At 50.9% G+C, this 26158-nt stretch carries 27 protein-coding genes; 16 read left to right on the top strand and 11 right to left on the bottom strand.

Features of this window, described 5'->3' with window-relative positions:
• Window positions 1-46: 46 nt before the first annotated feature.
• On the top strand, window positions 47-808 hold the full coding sequence (locus METH11B_RS0114480; RefSeq protein WP_231499619.1) for an NUDIX hydrolase: 762 nt from the start codon (window positions 47-49) through the stop codon (window positions 806-808).
• On the opposite strand, the gene yfbR is transcribed toward METH11B_RS0114480, so the two are convergent.
• The 4 genes from yfbR to METH11B_RS29170 form a co-directional block, all read right to left on the bottom strand.
• Window positions 803-1426, bottom strand: a complete 624-nt coding sequence (gene yfbR / locus METH11B_RS0114475; RefSeq protein WP_026602629.1) for a 5'-deoxynucleotidase — start codon at window positions 1424-1426, stop codon at window positions 803-805. The genes METH11B_RS0114480 and yfbR overlap by 6 nt on opposite strands.
• Entirely contained in the window at window positions 1426-2211 is a 786-nt protein-coding gene (locus METH11B_RS0114470; RefSeq protein WP_026602628.1) for a retropepsin-like aspartic protease family protein, read from the bottom strand. The genes yfbR and METH11B_RS0114470 overlap by 1 nt, the downstream gene beginning before the upstream one ends.
• Window positions 2212-2632: 421 nt before the next feature.
• On the bottom strand, window positions 2633-3088 hold the full coding sequence (locus METH11B_RS0114465) for a hypothetical protein (RefSeq protein WP_020484205.1): 456 nt from the start codon (window positions 3086-3088) through the stop codon (window positions 2633-2635).
• A gap of 488 nt (window positions 3089-3576) precedes the next feature.
• Window positions 3577-3861 (bottom strand): hypothetical protein, encoded by a 285-nt coding sequence (locus tag METH11B_RS29170; protein WP_155931128.1) that lies wholly within the window; start codon window positions 3859-3861, stop codon window positions 3577-3579.
• Between the two features lie 281 nt (window positions 3862-4142).
• Here METH11B_RS29170 and METH11B_RS0114450 point away from each other — a divergent pair, with 281 nt between their 5' ends.
• Complete coding sequence (locus METH11B_RS0114450; RefSeq protein ID WP_020484207.1) at window positions 4143-4955, top strand: sulfite exporter TauE/SafE family protein; 813 nt, start codon at window positions 4143-4145, stop codon at window positions 4953-4955.
• A 68-nt stretch (window positions 4956-5023) separates the two neighbouring features.
• Here the strand turns inward: METH11B_RS0114450 and typA are convergent, their stop codons facing one another.
• The 4 genes from typA to METH11B_RS0114430 form a co-directional block, all read right to left on the bottom strand.
• A complete protein-coding gene (gene typA, locus METH11B_RS0114445; protein WP_020484208.1) occupies window positions 5024-6832 on the bottom strand; it encodes a translational GTPase TypA in 1809 nt (602 codons plus the stop codon).
• Window positions 6833-6939: 107 nt separating this feature from the next.
• The gene (locus METH11B_RS0114440; RefSeq protein WP_026602625.1) at window positions 6940-7332 is read right to left on the bottom strand and encodes a rhodanese-like domain-containing protein; all 393 of its coding nucleotides are present in this window, start codon (window positions 7330-7332) and stop codon (window positions 6940-6942) included.
• A 12-nt stretch (window positions 7333-7344) separates the two neighbouring features.
• Complete coding sequence (locus METH11B_RS0114435) at window positions 7345-7914, bottom strand: class I SAM-dependent methyltransferase (protein ID WP_026602624.1); 570 nt, start codon at window positions 7912-7914, stop codon at window positions 7345-7347.
• Entirely contained in the window at window positions 7911-8813 is a 903-nt protein-coding gene (locus tag METH11B_RS0114430) for a LysR family transcriptional regulator (protein WP_020484211.1), read from the bottom strand. The genes METH11B_RS0114435 and METH11B_RS0114430 overlap by 4 nt, the downstream gene beginning before the upstream one ends.
• A gap of 527 nt (window positions 8814-9340) precedes the next feature.
• Here METH11B_RS0114430 and METH11B_RS0114420 point away from each other — a divergent pair.
• The 8 genes from METH11B_RS0114420 (at window position 9341) to METH11B_RS0114385 (ending at window position 14800) form a co-directional block, all read left to right on the top strand.
• A complete protein-coding gene (locus METH11B_RS0114420) occupies window positions 9341-9661 on the top strand; it encodes a phosphoribosyl-ATP diphosphatase (protein ID WP_026602623.1) in 321 nt (106 codons plus the stop codon).
• 23 nt (window positions 9662-9684) lie between these two features.
• On the top strand, window positions 9685-9900 hold the full coding sequence (gene tatA, locus METH11B_RS0114415) for a twin-arginine translocase TatA/TatE family subunit (RefSeq protein ID WP_026602622.1): 216 nt from the start codon (window positions 9685-9687) through the stop codon (window positions 9898-9900).
• 8 nt (window positions 9901-9908) lie between these two features.
• Window positions 9909-10232 carry a Sec-independent protein translocase protein TatB gene (tatB, locus tag METH11B_RS0114410; RefSeq protein WP_026602621.1) on the top strand — a complete coding sequence of 108 codons (324 nt, stop codon included), beginning with the start codon at window positions 9909-9911 and terminating at the stop codon, window positions 10230-10232.
• The gene (gene tatC, locus METH11B_RS0114405; RefSeq protein WP_026602620.1) at window positions 10207-10962 is read left to right on the top strand and encodes a twin-arginine translocase subunit TatC; all 756 of its coding nucleotides are present in this window, start codon (window positions 10207-10209) and stop codon (window positions 10960-10962) included. Before tatB ends, tatC begins: the two co-directional genes overlap by 26 nt.
• A complete protein-coding gene (locus METH11B_RS0114400) occupies window positions 10955-11638 on the top strand; it encodes a YggS family pyridoxal phosphate-dependent enzyme (RefSeq protein WP_026602619.1) in 684 nt (227 codons plus the stop codon). The genes tatC and METH11B_RS0114400 overlap by 8 nt, the downstream gene beginning before the upstream one ends.
• A 57-nt stretch (window positions 11639-11695) precedes the next feature.
• Window positions 11696-13453, top strand: coding sequence for an arginine--tRNA ligase (gene argS / locus METH11B_RS0114395; RefSeq protein WP_026602618.1), 1758 nt, complete (start codon window positions 11696-11698; stop codon window positions 13451-13453).
• The gene (locus METH11B_RS0114390) at window positions 13453-14094 is read left to right on the top strand and encodes an SPOR domain-containing protein (protein ID WP_026602617.1); all 642 of its coding nucleotides are present in this window, start codon (window positions 13453-13455) and stop codon (window positions 14092-14094) included. Before argS ends, METH11B_RS0114390 begins: the two co-directional genes overlap by 1 nt.
• A gap of 145 nt (window positions 14095-14239) precedes the next feature.
• Window positions 14240-14800 (top strand): FlgO family outer membrane protein, encoded by a 561-nt coding sequence (locus tag METH11B_RS0114385; protein ID WP_026602616.1) that lies wholly within the window; start codon window positions 14240-14242, stop codon window positions 14798-14800.
• Window positions 14801-14891: 91 nt separating this feature from the next.
• Here METH11B_RS0114385 and METH11B_RS0114380 read toward each other — a convergent pair whose 3' ends face one another.
• Window positions 14892-15908 (bottom strand): asparaginase, encoded by a 1017-nt coding sequence (locus tag METH11B_RS0114380; protein ID WP_026602615.1) that lies wholly within the window; start codon window positions 15906-15908, stop codon window positions 14892-14894.
• A gap of 56 nt (window positions 15909-15964) precedes the next feature.
• Here METH11B_RS0114380 and METH11B_RS0114375 point away from each other — a divergent pair, with 56 nt between their 5' ends.
• From METH11B_RS0114375 to phoU, 6 genes are all read left to right on the top strand, one after another.
• Window positions 15965-16471 (top strand): dihydrofolate reductase, encoded by a 507-nt coding sequence (locus METH11B_RS0114375; RefSeq protein WP_026602614.1) that lies wholly within the window; start codon window positions 15965-15967, stop codon window positions 16469-16471.
• Window positions 16472-16590: 119 nt separating this feature from the next.
• Complete coding sequence (locus METH11B_RS0114370; protein ID WP_026602613.1) at window positions 16591-17580, top strand: PstS family phosphate ABC transporter substrate-binding protein; 990 nt, start codon at window positions 16591-16593, stop codon at window positions 17578-17580.
• A gap of 216 nt (window positions 17581-17796) precedes the next feature.
• The gene (locus METH11B_RS0114365; protein ID WP_026602612.1) at window positions 17797-20076 is read left to right on the top strand and encodes an ABC transporter permease subunit; all 2280 of its coding nucleotides are present in this window, start codon (window positions 17797-17799) and stop codon (window positions 20074-20076) included.
• Window positions 20073-21728: a phosphate ABC transporter permease PstA gene (pstA, locus tag METH11B_RS0114360; RefSeq protein WP_036276009.1), complete on the top strand. Its 1656-nt coding sequence runs from the start codon at window positions 20073-20075 to the stop codon at window positions 21726-21728. Before METH11B_RS0114365 ends, pstA begins: the two co-directional genes overlap by 4 nt.
• A gap of 36 nt (window positions 21729-21764) precedes the next feature.
• The gene (gene pstB / locus METH11B_RS0114355; RefSeq protein WP_020484227.1) at window positions 21765-22598 is read left to right on the top strand and encodes a phosphate ABC transporter ATP-binding protein PstB; all 834 of its coding nucleotides are present in this window, start codon (window positions 21765-21767) and stop codon (window positions 22596-22598) included.
• Between the two features lie 10 nt (window positions 22599-22608).
• Window positions 22609-23328, top strand: coding sequence for a phosphate signaling complex protein PhoU (gene phoU / locus METH11B_RS0114350; RefSeq protein WP_020484228.1), 720 nt, complete (start codon window positions 22609-22611; stop codon window positions 23326-23328).
• 199 nt (window positions 23329-23527) lie between these two features.
• On the opposite strand, the gene METH11B_RS0114345 is transcribed toward phoU, so the two are convergent.
• Together METH11B_RS0114345 and METH11B_RS0114340 are read right to left on the bottom strand one after the other, a co-directional pair.
• The gene (locus tag METH11B_RS0114345; protein WP_026602610.1) at window positions 23528-24028 is read right to left on the bottom strand and encodes a YfiR family protein; all 501 of its coding nucleotides are present in this window, start codon (window positions 24026-24028) and stop codon (window positions 23528-23530) included.
• Window positions 24029-24094: 66 nt separating this feature from the next.
• Window positions 24095-26083, bottom strand: a complete 1989-nt coding sequence (locus tag METH11B_RS0114340; RefSeq protein ID WP_197026963.1) for a TonB-dependent receptor plug domain-containing protein — start codon at window positions 26081-26083, stop codon at window positions 24095-24097.
• Window positions 26084-26158: the final 75 nt, after the last annotated feature.

Raw genomic sequence — 26158 nt, 5'->3', positions numbered from 1 at the left:
GGGCTTAGCTTAACCAAGTTAGTTTAATAATGCAACTAACAAAAATATGTCAGATACAGCTTTGTATATGGGTATTGATAGAATTGTTTATAATTCTTTACTAAGTTTGATCCTCAACATCACCCAACTTAACATTGATATGCTCGAAGCTATTATTTCAACCGTCGATATCGTCTTACTGATCATCAAAGAAGATCGCTTGTGCGTCACGCTGTCCAAACGCGACAAAGAACCCTACGCAAACCAGGAAGCCTTGCCCGGCGGTTATATTCATGCCCAAGATGATAGGGATTGCCTGGACGCCTCAGTACGCATCCTGCAACAAAAAACCGGCTTGCTGCCGCCCTATTTAGAGCAACTAAAAACATTTGCCGGCGCAGCGCGAGATCCACGCGGCTGGTCAATCTCGGTAGTGTATTTTGCCTTGGTCGATGCCGATTTGATCCTGTCCGCAACCAATCCGGGCCTAATGATTTGTCCGGTGGATGCCTTGCGGCGTTTACCGTTTGACCATAACGAAATCATTGCCGCTGCCGTGGATCGGATTCGTAACAAGTCGCAGTATTCCTCCTTGCCTTGTTACTTGGCCGGTGAAACCTTTAGCCTGCCAAGATTGCAGAAGATTTACGAGGCCTGCCTAGGCGAAACGTTGAATAAAGTCAGCTTTCGGCGAAAAATGGATGAATTAGGGGTGTTGGAAGCGGTCGCTGGGCAGACCGAATCCGCCGGCGCGCATAGGCCGGCGCAGCTTTATCGGTTGAAAAGCGAATTTAAAAATCAGTTGAAACTACTGGAGCGCGGATTATAGAGTCCGGTCTTTTTCGGAATCGCTTTTTTGTATTAAGCCATCCAGGGTTAAGCCACAACTGGGCGCAAAGGCCTGCATAAAAAACACCACTTCCGGCTGCTGCAATTCATGAATATTCTTAGCCAACTGCGCGGCGGCCATTTCAAACTCGGTGTTGCCGGCCTTGAGTTCGGCTTGGCATTTTAAGTAGGCGGAAATCTTGTCGGCCGCTTTAATGATGTGCTGATGAGCATCCGGCAGGTTTTCGTGTTGAATAAATGATCGAAAATCCTCGCGCAATGCGTCCGGCAACAGGTTCAACAGTTCGGTTTCGGCCTGCTGTTCGATTTGCTTATACGCGCCAAGTATCGCCGGCGAATGGTATTTGATCGGCGTCGGCAAATCGCCGGTAATCACTTCGGTTACATCATGATACAACGCGGCGGTGGCCACGGCATTGGCGTCGACTTGACCACCAAAATAGCGATTTTTGATCAACGCCAGGGTATGGGCAATCACCGCTACTTCCCAGCTATGCTCCATGACGTTTTCTTCATGGGCGTTGCGCTTCAAACCCCAACGCTTGATCCAACGCAGACGAGAGAGGTACGCATAAAAACTGCTGCTAATGGCTGACATCAATGATCGCTGTAGGTTGTCGTGCAGACCTTACGTTCATCGCAATGCACGGTTTTTTTGATGGGCGTGGGCTTTTTAACCGGCTGATTGGCGGCCATAGTTTCCAGACTGGTCACGGACTGATTCGCGGGTCTGTTGCCGGCTTGGTTATTGGCTACCAAGGTCAGCGTATTGCCGGTTTGCGTCATCTGGAAATATTTTAAAGTATTCATGCCAATCAACACTTCATCCAAATGGTCGTTGATGTGCGCATCGAGATTTTTGATGACGGCGCTACCCAAAACCAAGCTTGTGATTTGAGTTGCGCGATCCGCTACTTTGCCGCCGGCGGTATTCGATTGCACCACGCCGCCGAAGGGCAGACCTGCTTCGATTGCCATACTGCTCGGAATCACGGTTTTGGTCGCGCCGGTATCGATCAGAAAAGGCATGGGCACATTATTGACTAACACCGTACCGCGAAAATGGCCTTGCGGGTCGGTTTTTAAAACCACGCCACCGGCTTTTGGGGAAATGAGATTGGATTGTGGTTGGGCTTGCGGAGCAATAGCCACTGGTAGCGGTATGTCAGCCTGCCTTTTGGCCTTTTCGAACCGCAAAAAGGCATCGGCGCCGTACCACAGCGCGGCAATGGTTAAGACCGGAAACAAAAGATAGCGAATGCCGCTGTTACTTGATTTTCCGCGACCCTGCTGCATCGTCTGATTGGCGACAAAATCGGGACTACTGCCTTGCGACGCCTGTTTATATTTTTCCCGGTAGTAGTCGCGATCCTGTATACCCATGTTCTGTTCCGATAATCTACATTCAGCGATAAAACTCGTAACATTCTCAGCTACGTGCCGATTATTACCTAAAACACATCATGCCGGTGAGCGGGAAGTGAGAAAACTGCATATCGATACGGAGCATCCGAGACCGAGAGATAATCAAAAATCTGGGTCTCCGCCTGAGTGTGGCGGGCGTTTCAGGGAAACCAACTATTCGAAGTTAAGGACAGAATTAGAATTCAAGGTCGATCATGGTTATTCCAAACTTTATATTAGCCAAGCCCTTAAATTCCCTGATACCGTCATTCCCGCGTAAGCAGGAATCCAGTGTGAAAACAGGGCTCCTGCTTGCGCGGGAGCGACGATATTTGTGGGCCGGGTTAATAAACTGGGTTTTGCTTGGCTCAACCCAGTTCTATGCCGATCAATCCACCGGTTACGCGAAATACAACGCACGCAGCTCACTCTGCGATGCAGCGCTTAACTCTTTGCCATCGCTTTTGCGGGTGACTGTGTACACACCTTTGCCGAGAACGATTTCCTCGCCATCGCTGGCAAAGCCGACGACATTATGATTGGCGTCGAAAGGAATACGATGCAGACCGCCGTTGTGGCTGTTGAAGTCGGCGATAATGCCCATATGCGGCGGGTTTTTTACCGAATCCCACCAAGGCAGTTTGCCGGCATCCTGCGCCCAAGTTTCACTCAAGGCTTCCGGAGGCAGGCAACGTTCGACCAAGTACTGGCCGATCACAGCAAATTGCATACGGGCGATTTTCTCGGGTTCGGTGCCGACCATATCCCGAGTTTCCAGAATATCACCGCTTAGAAACGCATCGCTTTTTGAAACAACGCGGTTCCAAGTACCGTCAAGATTTTTGTGTTCAAACATTTTATTCCCCTTAGTCGATTTGATTTGCACAGGCATTAACCGCCAAGCAAAATCATGACCAATTTCCGCCGGGTCCAAAATTCGGAAATAACTGTTTGTTTTTAAAACTTAACGCGGCTCTGAGTAAGTCCATCACCAGGCTCAAGGCGAACCATATGTTATTGATTCCGTTCGTGGTGAGCTTGTCGATCCACTAGTGCGACCAGTGTGTTCAGCGTGTCCTTGTAAACAGAAAGTCGGCACTTTCATGGCAACCCCCAAGCCCGCCAAAAAGCCTATCTCCGGGAACGCTTGCCAACTATCCGACAATTTATCGAATTCCCGACAAAAACGCTCAGAATCATAAGGTAAATCTTAGTGAAAAAATGTCGAAAGCCTGATGCCATTTTTCATGCTAAGGATCAATTAGTTTTACAGCTACCAGCGTCCGCGAGGGTGATTCTCGAACCCCGGCATTTGCTGCGGTTGCGGTGGGTAGACGAACCCCCTTACTGGCGGTAATCCATAATAATCGGCTGGAGCCTGATAGCCGGTCGGAGGCTGAGGAATATAGCCCCGATAACCACCTCGATAGCCCTGAAAATCTTGGTTGCCTTGATTTCTTTGATAGTCTTGATAATCACGATCACGATCACGATCACGATCACGATCACGATCACGATACTGGTCATGGTCATTGCTGTAATTGTCTCGGCGATTGTATTGCCGCTGTTCGGGTTGCTGCCGGTATTGTCGTTGCTGCGGCTGTTGACGAGGCGTGTAGACCCAGTCATCTTGATCACCGAAGGCCGTACCTGACAAAAACCAGCCAAATACTAAAACTATTGCATGCCTAACCATAAATCCTCCTAAAGTTGGATTTTAGCGAATAAGAGTCAGTTTACTAGAGGATGGCGTCGAGCTCAGTCATTTAGGTGTTGAGTAAATTGCGCTCAGGCAGATAAATATCTAAAAATTAAATATACATATGCAATTTAATCATTAATAAGCTGAGTGACTGGGCTGGCATAATGAGGTCACTTATCGAATATTATGAAGTTTAAGGTGATTGTCTATGAATTTAATGTATACGGCATCCGGATTTGTCGTGGGTATGCTGGTCGGTGTTACCGGTGTTGGCGGCGGTTCTTTGATGACGCCGCTTCTGGTGTTTTTGTTTGGCTTTAAACCGGCCGTCGCGGTAGGCACGGATTTACTGTATGCGTCGATTACGAAAACCGCCGGGGTGTTTGTTCATCACGGCAAGCATGGTTCGGTGGACTGGAAAATCGTCGGCTGGTTGGCACTGGGTAGTTTGCCGTTCGCCGGTATCACTTTGTATGTGCTGAAAAATCTGATGGAGGTCGGCAAGGAAGTGACCGGCGCGATTACGTTTACTTTGGGTGTGGCCTTGTTACTGACGGCTCTGGCTTTGCTGGTTCGCAGTATTCTGTTGCGTAAAGCCGCCAAGACGGGGGCAATCGATGATGAGCATAGCAACCAGGAAAATAGCGGCCGTTTTTCGCCGCGCTGGGAAAAAGTTGCGACGGTGTTTACCGGTGCGGTACTTGGAGTGTTGGTCACTTTATCCTCGGTTGGCGCCGGCGCTTTAGGAACTGTGGCTTTGTTATTTCTGTATCCCAGAATGACCACGTTGAAAATTGTCGGTACCGATTTGGCGCATGCGATTCCTTTGACCGCAGTGGCCGGTTTGGGGCATTTGAGTTTGGGGAATTTCGATCTGGATTTGTTGATCAGTTTGTTGCTGGGGTCGGTGCCGGGAATCTGGATCGGCAGTCATCTGAGTGCCAAGATTCCGGAATATTTTCTGCGTCCGGTACTGGCAACCTTGCTGCTGGTGATAGGTGTTAAGTTTGTATTGCAGTAGAGCCGGAATGAATGGTTTAGTTTGAAAAAGCCGTTCTCGTTACTGACGAGAACGGCTTTTTAGTTTGACTATTTCGGGGCGCGTTTGCGTTCGTTTTCAGTCAATAAGATTTTACGTAGACGAATGGATTTTGGTGTCACTTCAACCAGCTCATCATCGCTGATAAACTCCAAGGCTTGTTCCAACGTCATTTTTTGAATTTTGGCGCAGGTCAAGCTGTCGTCAGTACCGGCGGCACGAATATTGGTTAAAGGCTTGGGTTTGGTGGGGTTAACCACTAAATCGCTGCTGCGTGAATGGATGCCGACTAATTGCCCTTCGTAGATTTCATCACCATTCACCACCAGCAACTCGCCGCGAGCTTGTAGCGGATACAGTGAGTAATCGACCGCTTTACCTTTAGCCATGGAAATCAACACCCCACGCACGCGACTGCCGACCGCGCCTTCTTTCACAGGGCCGTAATGGTCGAAGACGTGGTAGAACAAGCCCGATCCAGAGGTTGCGGTCAGGAATTCGGTCTGGAAGCCCAATAAGCCGCGCGAAGGCACGACATATTCCAGGCGGATACGGCCTTTGCCATCGGGCACCATGTCTTTCAGGTCGCCTTTACGCTCGCCCAATTTCTCCATGATGGTGCCTTGATGTTGTTCTTCTACTTCAATCGTGACGTTTTCAAACGGTTCCGATTTAACGCCATCAATTTCGCGAATGATAACTTGTGGACGCGATACGCCCAGCTCGAAGCCTTCGCGGCGCATGTTTTCGATCAAGACCGATAAATGCAACTCGCCGCGACCCGATACTTTAAATTTGTCTGGATCATCGGTGGTTTCAACGCGCAGAGCCACGTTGTGCTGCAATTCTTTTTGTAAACGATCATAAATTTGGCGGGTGGTAATGAATTTACCTTCTCTGCCGGCAAACGGTGAGTTATTAACCTGGAAGGTCATGCTCACGGTTGGCTCATCTACGGATAGCGGCGGCAAGGCAACTACGTTATTAGGGTCGCACAAGGTTTCCGAGATTTTCAGGTTTTCAATACCGCAGAAAGCAATGATGTCGCCCGCTTGCGCACTTTCCACTTCGACGCGTTCCAAGCCGTGGAAACCATACAGTTTCAACATCCGACCGCTACGATTTTTTCCTTCGTTGTCCACGATGGTTAACGGCATATTGCGCGTGACTTTGCCGTGTTGAATGCGACCGATACCGATAACGCCGACATAGGAGTTGTAATCCAGGCTGATGACCTGCATTTGGAAGGGCGCGTCCACTTCGACCGGCGGCGGGGCTACTTTATCGACAATAGTTTGAAACAGCGGTGTCATATCGCCGCCGGATACGTCGGCTTCCAAACCGGCAAAACCGTTCAACGCGGAGGCGTAAACAATCGGGAAATCCAGCTGCTCATCAGTGGCGCCGAGGTTATCGAACAAATCAAAAGTTTGATCGACGACCCAATCAGGACGAGCGCCCGGGCGATCGACTTTGTTGATGACGACGATGGGTTTTAAACCCAAAGCAAAGGCTTTTTTTGTCACAAAGCGGGTTTGTGGCATCGGGCCGTCAACGGCATCCACTAGCAATAAAACCGAATCCACCATCGATAAAACCCGTTCAACTTCGCCACCGAAGTCGGCGTGGCCCGGAGTGTCGACGATGTTGATGTGATAGCCGTTCCAGTCGATCGCGGTGTTTTTTGCCAAGATGGTGATGCCACGTTCTTTTTCCAGCGCGTTGGAGTCCATCACCCGTTCGTCGACTTTGGTGTGCGCGTCGAAGGTGCCGGACTGTTGCAACAATTGATCGACGAGGGTGGTTTTGCCGTGGTCGACGTGAGCGATGATCGCGATGTTTCTAAGTTTTTCTATCACAATAATTTACTAGATGATTTTTAAGGAACAGATAGGCCGAACGGACAAGCCGCCCAGCGGGATTTAGTTTTGGTTTCCGCGCTGGCGCGGACCGATTGGCTGAGGGATTAACTTTGTTGCCAAGGCAAGCCGTGAAAACGCCAGCCACCAGTATTGCCGCGGTGTTTGTTTTCATCCAGCGGGCCTTCGAAGCCTTCCAGAATGTTGATCAGATGCTCGTAGCCCGCTGCTTCCAGGGCTTTGGCGGCGTCTACAGAGCGCTGTCCGCTGCGGCACAGCAGCAGAATCGGCGTGGCGTTATTCGGGGCGTACTGCCGCACTTGGTCTACGAAACCCGTGTTTAACTGCATGCCCGGAAATTCTTTCCAAGCGACATGAATCGCTTGCGGCGGATGGCCGACAAAGCTGTGTTCGATGGCTGTTCTGACGTCGATCAGTACCGCGGCCGGATTAGTTTGTAATACAGCCCAGGACTGTTTGGGGTCGAGATTTTCTATCATTAATTTACCGCTTCATTTTTGCCCGATAAAACAGGCTTCGTTTCTATTGCCGAATCGCACATCGCCGAGTTTTGCGTATTCTTGGTAAAAAACCACTTTTAATGGGCTGAATAGCCGCAATAATTCGTTGTTTTCCAGTAAATACTCGGGATTGCTGGGGCCTTGTTGGTCTAGTTTGTTGCGGGTAAATGTTTGGTAAAACAGCAGGCCGCCCGGTTTCAAGGCTGCCATTATCGCATTACACAGGGTTCGGTCAAGAAAACGACAGATGACAATCACATCGTAAGTCTGCTGCGCCAGCGTTTCGGCGCTGATATGGCATTGCTGAGTGGTGATTGACAGGCCTTTTTCGGTAGCTTGTTGTTGCAATATTTGCAAAGCAACGGAGGAAATATCCCAAGCGTCCACATCAAGGCCGGACTCGGCTAGGAGGACGGCGTTGCCGCCCAGGCCGCAGGCCAAGTCCAACGCTTTACCCTGCTTGGGTAGCAAGTACTGGTGTTGGCTCAGCACCTCGGCAGGGAGTGGCGGAGAGCAGGCATTTCGGTAAATGGTATCCCACTTGTCTTGCAAATCGGTCATGGGTTCATGCCGATCCGATGCGGTAGCCAGGCTTGAATAAACTCTAAAAACGAACGTACTTTGGCCGACAAATATTTGCGGTGCGGGTACACCGCATAAATTTCCAGCGGTGCGATACCGTATTGCTCCATCACTACTTGCAGCCGGCCTTGCTCGATGTCACGGCCGACGATATAGCGCGGCAACATGATCAGGCCCAAGCCATTCACCGCGGCGTTGCGGATCGGATCGGCCATATTGGCCTGCATCCTGCCCGTGACGGTGACAGTGCGCTCCCCAAGAATGCCCTTGAAACGCCATTTGTTCCGCGGTGGGATCGCCCAATTGATCAGACAGCTATGGTCTTCCAGGTCTTCCGGGTCTTGCGGAGTACCGTGTGCTTTAAGATATTCCGGGGACGCGCAAACGACCAGCGAGGAACTGGCCAACTTTCGGGCTACCAGGCTAGTGTCGTTGAGTTGTCCCAAATAAATAGCCAGATCGACGCCCTCATCGATTAAATCGACTTGTCCGCCTTTCAGCACCATCTCTACGGAGAGGTCGGGGTAGTTTTTTAGATATTCGGTCAAGCCCGGCGAAATATGGCTGGCACCGATGACCGGCGGCGCCAGAATTTTTAGGGTGCCGCGCGGCTCTGTTTGTAGGTGAGTGATCGCCGATTCCATCTCCGCTACGTCCAGTAGAACTTGCTGGCAACGCTCCAGGTAAGCCTCGCCGGCTTCCGTCAGGCTTAAGCTGCGGGTTGTGCGATTGAATAAACGCGTGTTCAGCTCGCTTTCCAGTTGCATAATATGTTTGGTAGCCATGGCTCTGGAAATATCGAGATCTTTGGCGGCTCCGGCAAAGCTGCCGGCTTTGGCGACGCGGACAAAGACATTCATGCTGGTTAGTTTGTCCATGGTATCTCCTGGAAAGTAAAAAAAATCACCAAAAAGCGTTGACATTTCTATTGTTTCTAAATTGTATACAATTTATTTAGTAAAAGCCTAATTGTAAACTTTTTTCTATCCTGTATAGTGCGCTGCAACTGAAGAGCAAGCACATGAAGTCTTGTCAAGCGCAAGATTTAAAAATAGAGAATTTGAGCACAATGAACGACTTTAAAAAAGACATCTTGATCGGCGTTCTTTTTATTGTCGGTGTTTGGAGCTTTATTTCCGGCTTGTTCGTCATCTCCACAATGTTATTCGCTGCCACTTCCATATTTAGCAATATGTCGACTAAGGCGCTGCTGAATAGCCGATCCAAGAATTTGTAACTACCTCCTGGTGTTGTAATAACGAGCGGAACCTCCTTCTAAGCACTCCGCTGGTTTTTTTGCCTTCCTCTGCGCAAGCATAGGGAGGCTTTTTTTTGCCGATAGATTTTTTTTGGCTGTTTCGGCAACGTGCTATGATTTTGCAATTTTCAATCTAAACAAAAGCTAATGAGCGAAGTTTTACAGCAATTGGCCCAGGTTCTTGAACAGCGTAAGCTGCAAACTGCCGATCAGTCCTACGTAGCCAGTTTATACGCCAAGGGATTGGATCATATTTTGAAAAAAATAGGCGAGGAAGCCACCGAAACGGTGATTGCCGCCAAAGACGGCGATAAGGATAAAATAGTGTATGAAACCGCCGATCTTTGGTTTCACTGCATGGTGATGTTGGCGCATCAGGAACTCGGGCCGGAACATGTGATCAATGAGTTGCAAAGGCGCTTCGGATTGTCCGGTTTACAGGAAAAAGCGCAGCGCGATCTTTCCTGATGGTTAAAATTAAGGAGTGAACAATGGGTTTAAGCATCCCTCATTTATTAGTAGTGTTAGTTATCGTGATCTTGGTGTTTGGCACCAAGCGTCTGAAGAATATCGGCGCCGATCTCGGCGAGGCGATTAGGGGATTCCGTTCGGCTGTTAAGGAAGGTAGCGAAGATAAGGCGATTGCAAGCAAGGAAGAAGAGCCTTTGGAAGGCGAAGTGACTAATAAAGAAAAAGACCGAGTTTAGTCTGCGATATGTTCGATGTCGGCTTTTCAGAATTGTTGATGGTTGGGTTGGTGGCGCTATTGGTGCTAGGCCCGGAAAAATTGCCGAAAGCGGCCCGCTTGGCTGGGTTTTGGGTAGGAAAAGCCCGTACTGTGCTGGCGACTGCTAAGGCGGAAATTAAACAGGAATTGCACGCCGAGGAGATGCGCCAGTTAATCCAGCAACAGTCCATAGCCGGCGAATTGCAGAAAGTGGTGCAGGATACTCAGTCGGCCCTTGACGATATTAACTTCAATGCTCAGGCAGCGACCGAAATCAATCAGGACGATGACAAACCAAGCGCCGCTGGATAACGAGCAGTCTTTTTTTAGCCATTTAGTCGAACTGCGCGACCGCCTGTTAAAGGTAGTGTTGTGCGTGCTGCTGGTGTTTGTCGCTACCGCAAGCTACGCCAACGAGATTTATGCCTATCTAGCCGAGCCGCTGTTGCAGCACATGCCGAAAAACAGCACGATGATCGCCATCGATGTAGCATCGCCGTTTTTCACGCCGTTCAAACTCGCATTCGTAGTTGCGGTGTTTATTTCCATTCCCTTCATTCTTTACCAGTTCTGGGGCTTTGTGGCGCCTGGCTTATATCGTCATGAAAAGCTGATGGTGGCGCCGTTGTTATTGGCTAGCACGTTGTTGTTTTACAGTGGCGCGGCCTTCGCCTATTTTCTGGTATTCCCGTTGGTATTCGGCTATCTCACGTCGGCGGCGCCGGCCGGGGTGGCGGTGATGACCGATATAGCCACTTATCTGGATTTTGTATTGGCGATGTTTTTTGCCTTCGGGTTGTCGTTCGAAATTCCGATTTTCACTATCGTATTGGTCTGGACCGGCATCATCACCCCCGAGACGCTGTCTGAAAAGAGGCCATATGTCATTGTCGGAGTGTTTGTCATCGCGATGTTTTTGACGCCGCCCGACGCTTTGTCGCAAACCCTGTTGGCAGTGCCGATGTGGCTGTTGTTTGAATCCGGATTGCTGTTTTCACGCTTATTTGTCAAAAAAGAATCGGCGGCTGAGGATCGTGAATAGTATCGCTCAGCGTTTTGCCAATGTAAGCAAGCAACTCCGCCAGGCCGAAATAGATGCGCAACGTCCGCTTGGTAGTGTGCAACTATTGGCCGTCAGCAAGACCAAGCCAGCGTCTGATATTGCTGCCGCCTACCGATTTGGACAGCGCCATTTCGGAGAAAACTATTTGCAGGAAGCCCTGAAAAAGCAGCAGGAATTGGCGGCATTCAATATCAGCTGGCATTTCATCGGGCCGCTTCAATCCAATAAAACCAAGCCAATTGCCCAGCACTTTGCCTGGGTGCACAGTGTTGATCGTCTGAAAGTAGCCGAGCGCCTCAGCGAGCAGCGTCCGGACTATTTGCCGCCGCTGAATATCTGTTTGCAAGTCAACATCAGCGACGAAGCCAGCAAATCCGGCATTGAGTTGGCCAATTTGCCGGAGCTGATTGAGCAAGTTAGCAAATTGCCGAATTTGCGTTTGCGCGGCGTGATGGCGATTCCGGAGCCGCAGCAGGATTATCAGGCCCAATGTCAGCCCTATCGCCGGCTTTATCAGACGGTGCGGCAACTTGATCGTAACGATCTCGATACCTTTTCGTTTGGGATGAGTGGCGATTTGCAGGCGGCGGTTGCCGAAGGTTCAACATTGGTGCGGATTGGCACGGCGCTGTTCGGCGAGCGTCCTAGCCAATAATTTGTTTTTAATGGATAATGGCGGCTATTTTCCGATAAATCCCCATTTTTCAACGCGATGAAACAAAAGCTGGAATCCCTGTTACAACAAGCCGTTACAGTCCTTAAAACTCAAGGTATTCTCGAAAACGATTTTATTGCGCAAATCAATTTAGAGCGCACTCGCGATGCGCAACACGGCGACTTCGCCACCAACCTGGCGATGTTACTGGCCAAGCCGGCCAAACTTTATCCTAGACAACTGGCCGAAAAAATCGTCGAGGCTCTGCCGAGCGATGCGCTGATCACCAAGGTTGATATCGCCGGCCCCGGATTTATCAATTTCTTCATCAATCCCGACAGCCAGTTCCAGATTGTCAAACAGGTACTCGATGGCGGAGCGGAGTTCGGTTTAAGCAAGATTGGTGCGGGCAAACGTGTCCAGGTCGAATTCGTTTCCGCCAATCCCACCGGGCCTTTGCATGTTGGCCATGGTCGCGGCGCGGCTTACGGTTCGGCTGTGGCGGATTTGCTGGCGGCGGCCGGGTTTCAAGTCGAGCGAGAATACTATGTGAACGATGCCGGCCGGCAGATGGATATTCTGGCTACCAGTGTCTGGCTGCGGTATCTGGAAGCCTGCGACGAGGTTATGCCTTTTCCAAGCAACGGTTATCGCGGCGAATATGTCCGGGAGATTTCCGCGAATTTGCATAAGAAAGCCGGCGATGCCTACCGCCGAGCCGCCGCGCTAGTGATGGCGGATTTGCCCGCCGACGAGCCGCAAGGCGGCGACAAGGAAAAACACATCGATGCGTTGATCGATCGTGCCAAAGCCTTGCTCGGCGACGCTTATAAAGAGGTATTTCAAGCCGGTCTGGACGAAATTCTGGACGATATCAAAAACGACTTGGCCGAATTCGGCGTCAGCTATCAACAGTGGTTTTCCGAGCGCTCGCTGATGGACGATCATTCCGTCGAACAAGCCCTAAAGCGTCTGGATGCGGCCGGGTACCTTTACCAGCAGGAAGGCGCTACTTGGTTTGCCTCCAGTCGCCTGGGCGACGAAAAAGATAGAGTGGTGGTGCGTGATAACGGTCAGACCACCTATTTTGCTTCCGATATTGCCTATCACATGAACAAGCTGGATCGCGGCTTCGATCAAATCGTCAACATTTGGGGTGCAGATCACCACGGTTATATTCCGCGCGTGAAAGCGGCGATGCAAGCCCTGGGCGCCGACGAATCCAAGCTGAAAGTATTGCTGGTGCAATTTGCGATCTTGTATCGCGGCGACGAAAAAGTACAAATGTCGACCCGTTCCGGCGAGTTTGTCACCCTAAGGCAGCTGCGCAACGAAGTCGGTAGAGATGCGTGCCGCTTCTTTTACGTGATGCGTAAATCCGAGCAACATATGGATTTCGATCTGAAGCTGGCTACTTCCAGAAGCAACGAAAACCCGGTTTATTATGTGCAGTATGCGCATGCCAGGGTGTGTAGCGTGTTGCGCCAGATCGACGAAAAAGGTCGGCAACGCAATCCGCATTTGGGTATGGAGCATCTGAATCTGTTGACCGAAGAGCAGGAAGCCGCGTTACTGACTACACTTTCCAAATACCCGGAAGCTTTGGAACGTGCTGCTGTGAATTACGAGCCTCATCAATTGATTCATTACTTGCGTGAGCTGGCCAATCAGTTCCACAGTTATTACAACGCACACCAGTTTCTGGTAGACGACGACAAACTTTGTAATGCCCGCATTAATTTGATTTGTGCCGTCAAGCAAGTATTGGTCAACGCCCTATCCTTATTGAAAATCAATGCACCTGAAGCGATGTAATGGCCAGAGACTATAAGCACCGCGTTCAAAGCCCCAGTTACACCAACAGTCGCAGAAAGCCGAAAAAATCTTCGGTTGCGCCTTGGCGTTGGTTGCTGGTCATCGCGCTGATTGTAGCTTTTGGGGTGTTTCTGAACATGATCCGCAAAATGGTGCCGGAGTTGGTGGCAGGCAAGCCGGAAGCGGAAATCCCGCAAGTAGTGGAAAAGTTAAAGCAGGAATTACCGGTCAAACCGCAAACTCAAGCGGTCGTCGAGCCGGAAAAACCGGCGGAGCCGTCACAACCTGCGGAACCGGAAGAGCCTCGTTACGATTTTTATACCATACTGCCACAGGCGGAAGTCGTGGTGCCCGATTACGAAATCAAAACCCGGGTACGTGAGCAGCTGGTCGGTAAAACCAAGGCTGCCAAATACATTATGCAGGCCGGTTCCTTCCGGGAAGCGTCAGAAGCCGAGCGCCACAAGGCTAAGCTGGCATCGCTCGGCATAGAGTCCCGGGTCGAGAAAGCTAAAGTCGGCAATGTTATCTGGCATCGCGTTAAGGTCGGTCCCTACGATAATCCCGCCAGCGTTTCCACGATCAAGGAATTGCTGCAGAAAAACGGCATCGGTGTGATTGTTACCGAAAGCGGTCAATAAGCGTTCAAAAATATCCAGGGTTTTGCCTGGCGTCGTTCAAGCAATTCTCCAGCGCAATGCTGTGTATACTGCGGTAGTAAATTAGATTGACTGGCTTGCTGTTTTAAGCTCTGATAACTTCAACAATTACGAGAGGAGAGGTCTTATGGTTAACAAAAAGACGATGGTGCTGATGCTGTTGGCGCTGATGATGCTGAGCGGTTGCAGCCGAGGGTTTCGGGCTAGCGAAGTCAAAGATGACGACTTGGTCGAGGTAAGCTACGAGGCGGTCGATCAGCTGATTCTCGATTTGCGCGAACCTTTACCTAGAGGTAGTTTGGTGGTTATCAATTCGCTGGTTAATGTCGGCGAACTGGAGCAAACGCTGGCGTTTGGCCGCATTGTCTCCGATCAAATTTCCTCGGCCTTTCATCGTTCCGGTTACCGGGTGATGGGTATGGAGTTGCCTACCGAAATTTTTGCCAAAAACGAAGCTGGCATTCTGCAACTGCCTGATAAAACCAAGGAAGCTTTAAATAACGTCGGGGCTAAAGCGGTCGTCGTAGGATCGTTTGCGCCAGGCTACAACAACGTCTACGTTTCGCTAAGGGTTGTGGACATTGCCAGTCAGAACGTAATTTCCTCCACCGACTATTCTGTGTCGATGGGGCCGGATGCCAAGGTTTTGGTTAAAAAACCGCCAGTACCCGCGCCAGCTAAGCCATAGTACCCAACTATTAAGCGGATTGCCTTTTGGCAATCCGCCCCTCGCTACAGTTGAGCCGTCAGGCTCGACGCACTATAAAATCCAACCGTAATTACAGTTGTTCGTGGGCCAAGTTCTGTGGCAAAAACCCAGAAATTGCCTGCGGTGTGTCGAAATTGCCGTAAGCCAATAGTAATTTGGCGTAAGCCGCTTCCAACGACGTATTCCAGATCATTTCCGCGCCCACATCCAACAGCTCGCGAGTTGAGGCGTATGCGCTTTCTGAATATAGCGCCGGTGTCAGATAAATTTTGACACCCTGTCTGATGCAATGTTTGACGAACTCCACCAGGCTGTATTGCTCTCCTGCTGCACTTGACGCGCAAGCCGTCCCGGAATGGTACAGGTCGTGCAGCACTGCATCGACCTTGTCGAGATGGTATGCCGAGTAATCCAGACCGGGATAAGGTCTGATCAACAATATGCGTTTGGAAAAGTCGGGTTTAAGCGAAATTGGCGAACGGTCGCTTAGTGCCAAATCTTGCAGAGGCTGGAATCGCCCGCCCTCGAAGCGCATCCAGGCCTGCGACTGCACGCTGATGAAATCGCTACTCAGCGGCAGGCAGGATGATAGACGGCTGCCGAGATGAATCTGCATGACTTGCCCCGGATTTCGATACGGCACAAACACGCCGGCCAGACCGAGTTGGCGGATAAATTCCACCGCACAAAGAAAGTTCGCCGCGCCGTTTGCGTGCGAGTTGTCCAGCGGCAAATCGCTGGAAACCAGCAGCAGCGGAATCGACAAGCCATTGAAGTACAGGCTCAGTGCCGCAGCGCTAAAGGCCAAGCTGTCAGTGCCGTGGGTGACGATGATGCCGTCAAATTGGCTTAGATCCTCGGCTTCAATCGAAGCGATGATTTGCGGCCAATGACTGGGATGCAGGTTTTCGCTGAGAATCTGCAAGGGCTGCAAGGTTTTGAAGCTTACGGAATTGGGCTTGGGGTCTTGTTCTGCAAAGCCTTGCAATAATTTAAAGCCGGCTTTGCCGTCGGTATTGATGGTGTCGCCGCTAAGCTGCGAGCCAATGGTGCCGCCGGTAAACACCAGCAGGATGTTTTTCTTCATAAACGATGGTTTCTAGTATGATGTTTTGCTTACAAAGCCCATCTTAAACACTCCGCATGAAAATATCACTGATCGTGGCGATGGCCAGTAATCGTGCCATTGGCCTGAACGGCCAAATGCCTTGGCATCTCTCGGCCGACTTGAAACGCTTCAAGCAAATCACTATGGGTGCGCCGATCTTGATGGGCCGTAAAACGTTTGAGGCTATCGGCCGGCCTTTGCCGGGACGGGAGAACATCATTATCAGCCGCGATCCGAGTTATCAGCAGCCCGGTTGCAGGGTGTTTGGCGACATCGATAGCGTGTTGCAACGCTATGCCGATAGCCCGGAATTATTCGTGATTGGCGGCGCCACCTTATACGAAGCAATGCTGTCGTATGCCGATTATTTGTACCTGACCGAAATCCACAAAACTTTCGCGGGCGACACTTTTTTCCCGGAGATCGATGCCAGTCAATGGCGGGAAGTTGCCAGGGACGATGTTAAAAACGATCAAGCCGTTGATTTTAGCTACAGTTTTTTAAAGCTGGAATACATCCGGGTTGGATCTGGCGGGCGCTAGATTTTAGCGGCCGGTTAGAATTGGGTGTTTTTGTCATAAAACTGTCATATTTGCTTCATACTATTGTCACGCTAGGTTGGCAATATGAATCTTAAGTTTTAAACATTTCGAGAAAATATATGAAAAATACATTCAAGCTGAAATCGCTGGTTTTAGGATTTGGTTTTGCATCGGCTGCTTTGCTCGGCGGTGAAGCAGTGGCGGCTCCCGCGACATTGGATCCGGCTTTGCCTGAATATGCGGCAGCCAGCGGCGTGTCCGGCAACATCTCCAGCGTTGGCTCGGATACTTTGGCTAACTTGATGACCTTGTGGGCCGAAGAATTCGGCAAGATTTATCCCAACGTCAACATTCAGATTCAAGCAGCCGGTTCTTCGACCGCTCCACCAGCGTTGACCGAAGGTACCGCTAACCTGGGTCCGATGAGCCGGAAAATGAAAGATAACGAAATCGACGACTTCGAAAGCAAATACGGTTACAAACCGACCGCGATTCCGGTTGCTATCGATGCCCTGGCGGTTTTCGTTAACAAGGACAACCCGGTTAAAGGCTTAAGCATTCCGCAAGTGGATGCGATTTTGTCCTCAACCCGTAAATGTGGTTATGCCACTGATATCACCACTTGGGGCCAAGCCGGCCTGACTGGCGGTTGGGCAAGCAAACCTATTCAGTTGTATGGCCGTAACTCGGTGTCCGGTACTTACGGTTTCTTTAAAGACGAAGCACTGTGCAAAGGCGATTTCAAAAGCAACGTCAACGAACAGCCTGGTTCCGCTTCGGTTGTGCAATCGGTTACGACCTCAGCAAACGGCATCGGTTATTCCGGTATCGGTTATTCCACCTCGGGTGTAAAAGCCGTGCCGCTGGCGCTGAAAGACGGCCAGCCGTTTGTTGAAGCTTCTCCTGAGAACGCTACATCAGGTGCCTATCCGTTGTCACGTTTCTTGTATATTTACGTAAACAAAAAACCTAACGAGCCGCTGGCCCCTATGGAAAAAGAGTTTTTCAAAATGGTCTTGTCCAAAACCGGCCAACAAGTCGTGATCAAGGACGGCTATATTCCGCTGCCAGCCAAGGCAGTCGAAAAAGCTTTGACTCTGATTCAGTAATTACATCAGCCAAGGATGCCTGATAAAGGGACAATTCTGCATGGATGCAGCAAGGGATTGGCTAATACCAACAATGTCATTGCCCCTCTCGCCAAGTAATGGCGGATGATCTTGTATAATATCAAGCCGATAATTCTCCAGTTTTATCGGCTTTTTTGTCTCTGACCGCGTTGCGATTGTTCGGCGCCGCTTTTTGTTAACCCACGATACCTTGTTATGACTGAAGCCCATTCCACTCAAGCGAAAGCCACGCTGTTTCAGACGGCGACTAGTGAGCGCTATCAGCGTTGGCGGCTAGTAAAGGACAAAATGGTGGCTCGCGGCGTCGTAGCCGGCGGGTTGAGTATTATCCTGGCAGTGGTGTTAATCTTTTTTTATCTGTTGTATGTGGTTTTTCCGATACTGCTGCCCTCTCATGCGGAAGTGATCGGCCGTTACGACGTACCCGAGCAGGCGCTGGGCAATACCGTTTTTCTGTCGATGGAAGAGCAGAACGAAGTGGCCGTGCGTTTTACCGATACCGGCAAAGCGATATTTTTTAGCGTCGCCACCGGCCAGCTGATTCGCACCGAAGCATTGCCGATTCCCGAGCAAGTGCAAATCACCAGCTACGCGCACGGCGGCGTCGATAAAGGTGTCATCGCCTTTGGTTTGTCGGATGGCCGTGCCGTGGTCGTTAGGCACGATTACAAACTGTCATATCCCAATGGGAAGCGGGCAATTACCCCGGCTATTCAATATCCGCTAGGCGCCGAACCGCTGGTGGTGGATAAGCAAGGCCAGGCGCTAACCAAGCTGGCGGTGAAGTTAGGCGATAAAAACAGCACTTTGCTGGCAAAAACCGCTGATAACCGTATGGTGTTGAGCAGTCTCAGTAAAAAAGAATCGCTGTTCGACGACGAAGCGACTTGGGAGGCCACCGATTCGGTGATCGAGATGGCTGCTGACGGAGTCGATTTCATCCTGCTGGATAAAGAACTGCACAATCTTTATCTGGCCAGCCGTTCCGGGGATTTGACGGTGGTGGACATTCTCGACAAGAGTAAGCCCGAGATCAAACATAAACTGAATGTGCTGAACCAAGGTGTGCAAATCAGCAGCATGGAGTTCTTGAACGGCGATATTTCGCTGTTGATAGGCGATACCAGCGGTGTGATGGCGCAGTGGTCCATGGTCCGCGACCAGCAAAACCATTTCAGCATTGAAAAATTGCGGGCGTTTAAGGTATCCGACGCGCCGATTATTACCATTAACCCGGAACAGCGCCGCAAAGGCATGTTGGCAGCCGACGCCAACGGCGAGATCGGGATATACAGTTCCACCGCCGCACGGGAATTGATCAAGGAAAAAATCGCCGGCGGAAAGCCTGTTTCCGTCACCTTGTCGCCGCGCGCCAACGCGATGTTACTGCAAACCGAAGACGGCAAAATCAATCATTGGACTATCGAAAACGAACATCCGGAAGTGTCGTGGAGTTCGTTATGGAACAAGGTTTGGTACGAAAGTTATCCAAAACCCGATTACATCTGGCAATCATCGGCGGCCAGTAACGATTTCGAACCGAAAATGAGCTTAACGCCGCTGGTGTTCGGCACCTTAAAAGCTTCGTTCTACGCGATGTTGATGGGCGTGCCGCTGGCTTTGTTTGGGGCGATTTATACTGGCTATTTCATGGCGCCCAGCGTGCGCCAGTACGTGAAGCCGGGCGTGGAAATCATGGGCGCTTTGCCGACCGTGATTCTGGGCTTTTTGGCCGGTTTGTGGCTGGCGCCTTTCGTGGAAGCCAATCTGACCGGGATTTTTGCGTTGTTGATGATCGTGCCCTTGTCGGTGATGATTTTTGCTTATTTTTGGCAATTCGTACCGGAACAAACCCGTCACAAAATTCCGGACGGCTGGGATGCGGTGGTGCTGATCCCGGTGGTCATATTCGGCGCCTGGTTGTCTTTTCAGTTAAGTCCGTCCATCGAAGCCTTGTGTTTTCACGGCGATTTGCGCACCTGGATGCGAGAGGAATTCGGCATCGGTTACGATCAACGCAATACTCTGGTGGTTGGTTTAGCGATGGGTTTTGCTGTGATTCCGATGATTTTCTCCATTGCCGAAGATGCGATTTTCAGCGTGCCCAAACATTTGACGACCGGTTCGTTGGCGTTGGGCGCTACGCCTTGGCAGACCATGACCAAGGTGGTGTTACTGACCGCCAGCCCCGGTATTTTTTCGGCGATCATGATCGGTTTCGGCCGCGCGGTCGGCGAGACGATGATTGTGTTAATGGCCACCGGCAATACTGCGGTGATGGATTTGAGCATCTTTCAGGGTCTGCGCACGCTGTCCGCCAATATCGCCGTAGAGATGCCTGAATCGGAAGTGAATAGCACCCACTATCGGGTGTTGTTCCTGGCGGCCTTGGTGCTGTTCATGTTCACTTTTGTAGTCAACACGCTGGCTGAAGTCATTCGGCAGAATCTAAGACAAAAATACAGCTCATTATGATGAAAGCATGGTTTAAGAGCGGTTCGCCCTGGATATGGATGACCGCCGGCGCGGTCAGTTTAAATCTGATACTGGTGGTGGGCTTGCTGCTGCTAATTGCGGTGCGGGGCTTGGGCCATTTCTGGCCGGCCGACATCATTGAATATCGTTATCAAGATCGCGATGGCCCGGAAAGCGCCATCATCGGTGAAGCGGTGGCGACTTCGTTACTGCCCGCAGCGCAAGCCAGGGCCGCCGGCCATGAGTTGCTGGATAACGGCGAATACTTGGTGCAGCATCTGGTAAAAACCGGTAACCGCGATATTCTCGGTAGCGATTTTCGCTGGATCCAGCAGCAATACATTCACAGCCAATCCACGCCGGACGATTTGATCATGGTCGAACGCCGCGAGTGGGGCAATTTCTACGGCAGATTGCTGGCGGTGAAGGAAGATGGCGTGGTAATCGCCCAAGGCGAGCAGGCCTGGCAGGTGGCGCAGCAGAAACTGGCGACAGTTTTGGAACAACACGACGAAATCGATAGCTTACAAGACCATGAAGTTGGGGCGATTAACTATGAATTGGAGCGTCTGCGTCTGAAGCAACGCGGCTTGGAACTGAAAAATGCCTGGAACGATACGGCTAAGCAGGAGTTTGCCGCGCAAAAACAGACTTATGAAAAACAATACCAAGTCATCCAGCAACAAATCGGCAAGCTGAGCAAGGAAAGCAAGCGCTATAGCTTGGTGGTTGCGGAAGCCGGAAACAAGGAAATTAGTCTGCCCTTGAATCGGGTGGTGAAAATGACCCGCCCCAACACGATGAGCGTGCTGGACAAATGCGGCGAATATGTCGCTAATTTCGCCACTTTTGTGAGCGACGAACCGCGTGAAGCCAATACCGAAGGCGGTATTTTCCCGGCTATTTTCGGTACTGTGTTGATGGTGATGTTGATGGCGGTCGTCGTCACGCCGTTCGGGGTAATCGCTGCGGTTTACCTACGTGAATACGCCAAGCAGGGCTTTATTACCCGAGTGATCCGAATTGCCGTTAATAATCTGGCCGGCGTACCGTCCATCGTTTACGGTGTGTTCGGCTTGGGTTTTTTCGTGTACATCATTGGCGGCAATATCGACCGCTTGTTTTTCCCGGAAGCCGCGCCCGCCCCGGTCTTCGGTACGCCCGGTTTGCTGTGGGCCTCGTTGACGCTGGCCTTGATGACCCTGCCGGTGGTAATCGTGGCCACCGAGGAAGGTTTGTCGCGGATTCCCAAATCGATTCGAGAAGGTAGCTTGGCGCTGGGCGCAACCAAAGCCGAAACCCTATGGCGCACCGTATTGCCGATGGCTAGCCCGGCGATCATGACCGGCTTGATTTTAGCGGTGGCGCGCGCCGCCGGCGAGGTAGCACCCTTGATGCTGGTCGGCGTAGTGAAACTGGCGCCGACTTTACCTTTAGACGGCAATTTTCCTTATTTGCATCTGGATAGAAAGTTTATGCATTTAGGGTTTCATATTTACGACGTCGGCTTCCAGAGTCCGAATGTCGAGGCCGCCAGACCTTTGGTTTACGCGACGTCATTATTACTGGTGATGGTGATTATCGGTCTGAATATGTTCGCTATCTCGATACGTAACAATCTGCGGGAAAAATACCGCGCCCTGGAAAATTAAATTCGCATATCCATCCGGAAGACTGGACCCCATACCATGACAACAGCCCAAAAGAATACCCACGCCATTGACATTAGTGCGTTGAAAAGGGAAGACAGAAAAAGCGCCGAACAGCTAGAAACCTGCATCAAAGTCGAAAACCTGGACTTGTTCTACGGCCAGAAGCAGGCCTTGCATAGCGTGAATATGGAAATGCCGCACAAGAAAGTGACCGCTTATATCGGTCCCAGCGGTTGCGGCAAATCGACGCTATTGCGCTGTATCAACCGGATGAACGATCTGGTCGACGGCGTCACCATCAAAGGCAAGATTCTGCTGGATGGCGAGGATATTTACGATAAATCGGTGAATGTCGCGGCTCTGCGCCGGCGAGTGGGGATGGTGTTTCAAAAGCCCAATCCGTTTCCGAAAACCATTTACGAAAACGTCGCCTACGGCTTAAGGATTCAAGGCATCAACGACCGCCGTATACTCGACGAAGTGGTGGAAAAATCCTTGCGCGGCGCGGCGCTTTGGGATGAGATGAAGGATCGACTGAACGACAATGCCTTGGGTATGTCCGGCGGTCAACAGCAAAGGTTGGTGATTGCCAGGGCGATTGCCATTGAGCCGGAAGTGATCCTGTTGGACGAGCCGGCTTCGGCGTTGGATCCAATCTCGACCTTGAAAATCGAAGAATTGATTAACGAATTGAAAGAAAAATATACGATAGTGATCGTCACCCATAATATGCAGCAGGCGGCGCGGGTATCCGATTTCACCGCTTTTATGTACATGGGCGAATTAATCGAATTTGGTGAAACCAGCGAGTTGTTTACCAATCCGGCGAAAAAACAAACAGAAGATTACATTACCGGCAGGTACGGCTAGGAGGTAGACAATGGATAACAGCAAAATCAAACAGCACATTTCCCGTCAATTCAACGAGGAGATGGAAGATATTCGCAACAAAGTGCTGACCATGGGCGGCCTGGTTGAGCAGCAAGTCGATTTGGCGACCAAGGCTTTCATGAGTAACGACATGGAAAATGCCGAAAAAGTGGTGCAGCAAGACCAGTACGTCAACGAGATGGAAAAAGACATCGACCATGAGTGCACCGAAATCATGGCCAAGCGCCAGCCGGCGGCTTTTGATTTACGGATGTTGATCGCGACGATCAAGATCATCACCGACTTGGAGCGAATTGGCGACGAAGCGGCGCGTATCGCCAAAATGACCATGCGTCTGGAAGGTGCCGATTATTATCAGGACAAGTATTACGAAATCGAACATCTGCTGAATTTGGTCAAGGATATGCTGAACGGCGCATTGGATGCTTATGCCCGAAACGATGTTGAGGAAGTGATTGCCATCACTGAACAGGACGCCAAGGTAGACCGGGAATACACCAGCATCACCCGCCAATTGATCACGCAGATGATGGAAAACCCGCGTAACATCACCAGAGCCTTGGATATGTTGTGGGCAGCCAGGGCTTTGGAGCGGATAGGCGACCACTCCTGCAATGTCTGCGAGCAGGTGATATACATGGTGAAAGGCAAGGATGTGCGCCATCTCAGCCGCGAAGAACTGGAACGTACCGTTAATTCGGTGCGCTAGTTATAAGGCCAATTTGATTCAGGGTAACGGTTAATCCTGTACCCTGATTTACTTGTTCAGATACTTGGGTGTGCCGCCCATCAGTTCCAAAGTCGCTCATATGCATTCGACGGCACAGATACAGACCCGTGCGCGGCGGCGAGTTCAGTAACTCTCGTTGAGCCATGTTCAAAATTGTCCAGAGAATTGCTACCGGCAGCTACTCAATCAGCCGCGAACTGCGCAATAGCTTGGAACTAATCGCCAGCCCTATTCGCGTCACATTTTTCAGTTGTATAACCGGTTGAACCCGAAGGCCGTCGTTAGCCAGACGGATCATGCCGCCTCGGTGTTCGAAATCGGCGATATCGCTGACCGTCAACACCGGAAATGGTCTGACAAACTCCAGGGTCGCGGCGAGAATTCTTTCCTGTTGCGCCGGAATATAAATCACTTGGCATTCGTGCAATTGTTCGGGTATTGGGTCGATAATCAGCTGAATCGGTAAATCGTTTACCCGCTCGCCTTCGATCAGTTTTGCCAGTATGCCGGTGACCGGCGAATTGGCGTAACTGCAAAACTGAAACGCCTTATTGGCTGTCGGCCAAGTAACGAAGTAGGCAAAGTTGTATAAATACGCTGCTTTAAGTTCTGTCTCGTTAAAGCGCGGCTCGTCCGCTCTGCCCGACTGCGGCGATGGTAAACAGCTTAGCAACAGCATTAACACACACCGCCGCGCCACTGCGCCGGTGTTTGCCAAGAACCTGTGTAGGCTCGTATACCGCATTTAGTAGCGTACCGTCGCTTTAAGGTAATAATTGCGTTCGAATTCGCTACTGATCACCGCGTTATCTATATTAGGGCTGAACTCCAGATGCCGATTGTCCAGCAAATTCTGCGCACCGACAGCCAATTCAAAATGTAGATTCGGCTGCCAGCCCAAGCGCAAGTCCAGACGATGATAGGCCGACACCTGATTGATCAGGTGATCGGTGTAATACCAATGCGCATCGAATTCCAGTTGATACGGCAGATTGAAGTAGGAGCTGAGGTTGAAACGGTTGCGGGCGCTATTGCCTTCAGCCACCGTCGCGGCGCTATCCAGGCTACCGTCGCGCTGGTGCAAGGCAATCGCAAACAGGCTGTAACTACCTTGCAATCGCCAGCGTTCGGAAAGCCGCCAATTCAGTGCTGTTTCCCAACCATAAGCTTCACCGTTTGCCTTGTTGGCAATTAGAAACGGGATAGTGATGTTTTCGCCGTTGATAAGCGGCGTTTGCGGTTCGGTGGTGCTGAGCCGGCCGTAATCGCTATAAAACAGCGTAGTATCCAGGTTAAAGATGTCGTTGGGGAAAAAGCGGTAGCCCAATTCGTAAGTGACTGCGCTCTCCGAGTCGAAATTATCGTCGCCCATAATGTTGGCTGTGGTTCCGGGGGCTACGTTGAACAAGACATTGACGTCGTGATCGGCTCTTGCCGGCACGCGAACTGCTCTGGATACCGCGCCCCACAGGCTGTGTTGTTGATTGGGCACCCACAACAGCCGGGCGGAAGGCTGGATTTCAAAGCCGGTAAAATCGTTATGCTCGACTTTACTGCCGTATATCAAGCGCAGTTCGTCTGCCAGAAATCGCCACTCGTCTTGAGCAAAGACGTTGAACAAGTGCACATCGCGCTCGGACGGATCGAAGTGTAACAACACCTGTTTTTGCTGAAGTTGATCGCTATTGAAGCGATAACCGGCACCCCACGTTACGTGATGAGCGTGCCAATTGAAATCATGCTGTAAATCCAGGTCGAAGGTGCTGCGCCGATAATCCAGTCGGCTTTGGTTGCGGACGGCATGATCGAAATAACTGCGGATTTGTAGGCGGCTATCGTTTTCCAGGGTTTGTTGCCAACGTAACAGCAGGTTACCGCCATATTTTTTGGTGCTGTCGGGGCTAATGGGCGAAACCGGGTCGAGGCTATTCAGCGACTGCTGCATGTCGCCATTGAAATAGTCGCCCTGCACGATCAGGTTTTTGCGGGGGTCCGGGGTCCAATCGCTGCGAAAACCGGCGCGGCCCATGTCCAGGCTGTCGTTGGCTTTTTCGCCGTTACCGAAATGAAAAGCCTCGCGATGATTGTATTTACCGTAGACTCGATAATTAAAATCCGGACTGAGTTGACCGCCATAACGAAAGGTGCCGAATCCGGGTTCTTCTTTGCTGGTGCCGCCTGACAGCAATACGCCTTGCGATTCCTGCGCGGAACGAGTGACGATATTGATGACACCGTTGACGGCGTTGGAGCCCCACAACGTTGCGCCGGGGCCGCGAATCACTTCGATACGGTCTATGTCTTCCAACGGGTAATCCTGCTCGTTCCAGTAAACGCCGGAGTTCAGTGGGTCGTAGACGGTGCGGCCGTCCATCATTACCAACAGCTTGTTGGCATTTATCCCGTTAAAGCCGCGGCTACTGATCGCCCATTGATTGCCATCCACCCGAGCGACTTCCAGGCCTGGCACCTTGCGCAGCAGTTCCGGAATCGACTGCATCCCGGAGCGTCTGATTTCTTCGTGGCTGATGACGAATACCGCCGACGGGGTTTCGCTGATAGGTTGTTGGTTTTTCGAGGCGATGGAAACGGTGGACGCACTCAGCTCTTGGAGAGATAAGGTTTTTAAATGGGATAGGGTATCGTCCGCCCCGGCAGGCGCGGCAGTCCGCAGGGTAATACAGAAAAGCGCCAAACGCTTATTTTTGCTCGCCAATTTTAACTTGTTTGCCATAATTTCCGTCATTTACGCCCGATTAAGCACGCGTGCATTGTAGACGGCGGCGATTAAATAGTAAAAACCGCCCGA

This window comes from Methylomonas sp. 11b, assembly GCF_000515215.1.
Taxonomy (GTDB): Bacteria; Pseudomonadota; Gammaproteobacteria; order Methylococcales; family Methylomonadaceae; genus Methylomonas.
Note: the sequence above shows the minus strand (reverse complement) of the source record. Positions and strands in the feature narration are given on the sequence as shown.

Excerpts from the sequence above, each read along its gene's own strand:
- METH11B_RS0114480 (WP_231499619.1), top strand. The coding sequence starts at position 47 with ATGTCAGATACAGCTTTGTATATGGGTATTGATAGAATTGTTTATAAT.
- yfbR (WP_026602629.1), bottom strand. The coding sequence starts at position 1,426 with ATGTCAGCCATTAGCAGCAGTTTTTATGCGTACCTCTCTCGTCTGCGT.
- METH11B_RS0114470 (WP_026602628.1), bottom strand. The coding sequence starts at position 2,211 with ATGGGTATACAGGATCGCGACTACTACCGGGAAAAATATAAACAGGCG.
- METH11B_RS0114465 (WP_020484205.1), bottom strand. The coding sequence starts at position 3,088 with ATGTTTGAACACAAAAATCTTGACGGTACTTGGAACCGCGTTGTTTCA.
- METH11B_RS29170 (WP_155931128.1), bottom strand. The coding sequence starts at position 3,861 with ATGACTGGGTCTACACGCCTCGTCAACAGCCGCAGCAACGACAATACC.
- METH11B_RS0114450 (WP_020484207.1), top strand. The coding sequence starts at position 4,143 with ATGAATTTAATGTATACGGCATCCGGATTTGTCGTGGGTATGCTGGTC.
- METH11B_RS0114440 (WP_026602625.1), bottom strand. The coding sequence starts at position 7,332 with ATGATAGAAAATCTCGACCCCAAACAGTCCTGGGCTGTATTACAAACT.
- METH11B_RS0114435 (WP_026602624.1), bottom strand. The coding sequence starts at position 7,914 with ATGACCGATTTGCAAGACAAGTGGGATACCATTTACCGAAATGCCTGC.
- METH11B_RS0114430 (WP_020484211.1), bottom strand. The coding sequence starts at position 8,813 with ATGGACAAACTAACCAGCATGAATGTCTTTGTCCGCGTCGCCAAAGCC.
- METH11B_RS0114420 (WP_026602623.1), top strand. The coding sequence starts at position 9,341 with ATGAGCGAAGTTTTACAGCAATTGGCCCAGGTTCTTGAACAGCGTAAG.
- tatA (WP_026602622.1), top strand. The coding sequence starts at position 9,685 with ATGGGTTTAAGCATCCCTCATTTATTAGTAGTGTTAGTTATCGTGATC.
- tatB (WP_026602621.1), top strand. The coding sequence starts at position 9,909 with ATGTTCGATGTCGGCTTTTCAGAATTGTTGATGGTTGGGTTGGTGGCG.
- tatC (WP_026602620.1), top strand. The coding sequence starts at position 10,207 with ATGACAAACCAAGCGCCGCTGGATAACGAGCAGTCTTTTTTTAGCCAT.
- argS (WP_026602618.1), top strand. The coding sequence starts at position 11,696 with ATGAAACAAAAGCTGGAATCCCTGTTACAACAAGCCGTTACAGTCCTT.
- METH11B_RS0114390 (WP_026602617.1), top strand. The coding sequence starts at position 13,453 with ATGGCCAGAGACTATAAGCACCGCGTTCAAAGCCCCAGTTACACCAAC.
- METH11B_RS0114385 (WP_026602616.1), top strand. The coding sequence starts at position 14,240 with ATGGTTAACAAAAAGACGATGGTGCTGATGCTGTTGGCGCTGATGATG.
- METH11B_RS0114380 (WP_026602615.1), bottom strand. The coding sequence starts at position 15,908 with ATGAAGAAAAACATCCTGCTGGTGTTTACCGGCGGCACCATTGGCTCG.
- METH11B_RS0114375 (WP_026602614.1), top strand. The coding sequence starts at position 15,965 with ATGAAAATATCACTGATCGTGGCGATGGCCAGTAATCGTGCCATTGGC.
- METH11B_RS0114370 (WP_026602613.1), top strand. The coding sequence starts at position 16,591 with ATGAAAAATACATTCAAGCTGAAATCGCTGGTTTTAGGATTTGGTTTT.
- METH11B_RS0114365 (WP_026602612.1), top strand. The coding sequence starts at position 17,797 with ATGACTGAAGCCCATTCCACTCAAGCGAAAGCCACGCTGTTTCAGACG.
- pstA (WP_036276009.1), top strand. The coding sequence starts at position 20,073 with ATGATGAAAGCATGGTTTAAGAGCGGTTCGCCCTGGATATGGATGACC.
- pstB (WP_020484227.1), top strand. The coding sequence starts at position 21,765 with ATGACAACAGCCCAAAAGAATACCCACGCCATTGACATTAGTGCGTTG.
- phoU (WP_020484228.1), top strand. The coding sequence starts at position 22,609 with ATGGATAACAGCAAAATCAAACAGCACATTTCCCGTCAATTCAACGAG.
- METH11B_RS0114345 (WP_026602610.1), bottom strand. The coding sequence starts at position 24,028 with ATGCTGTTGCTAAGCTGTTTACCATCGCCGCAGTCGGGCAGAGCGGAC.
- METH11B_RS0114340 (WP_197026963.1), bottom strand. The coding sequence starts at position 26,083 with ATGGCAAACAAGTTAAAATTGGCGAGCAAAAATAAGCGTTTGGCGCTT.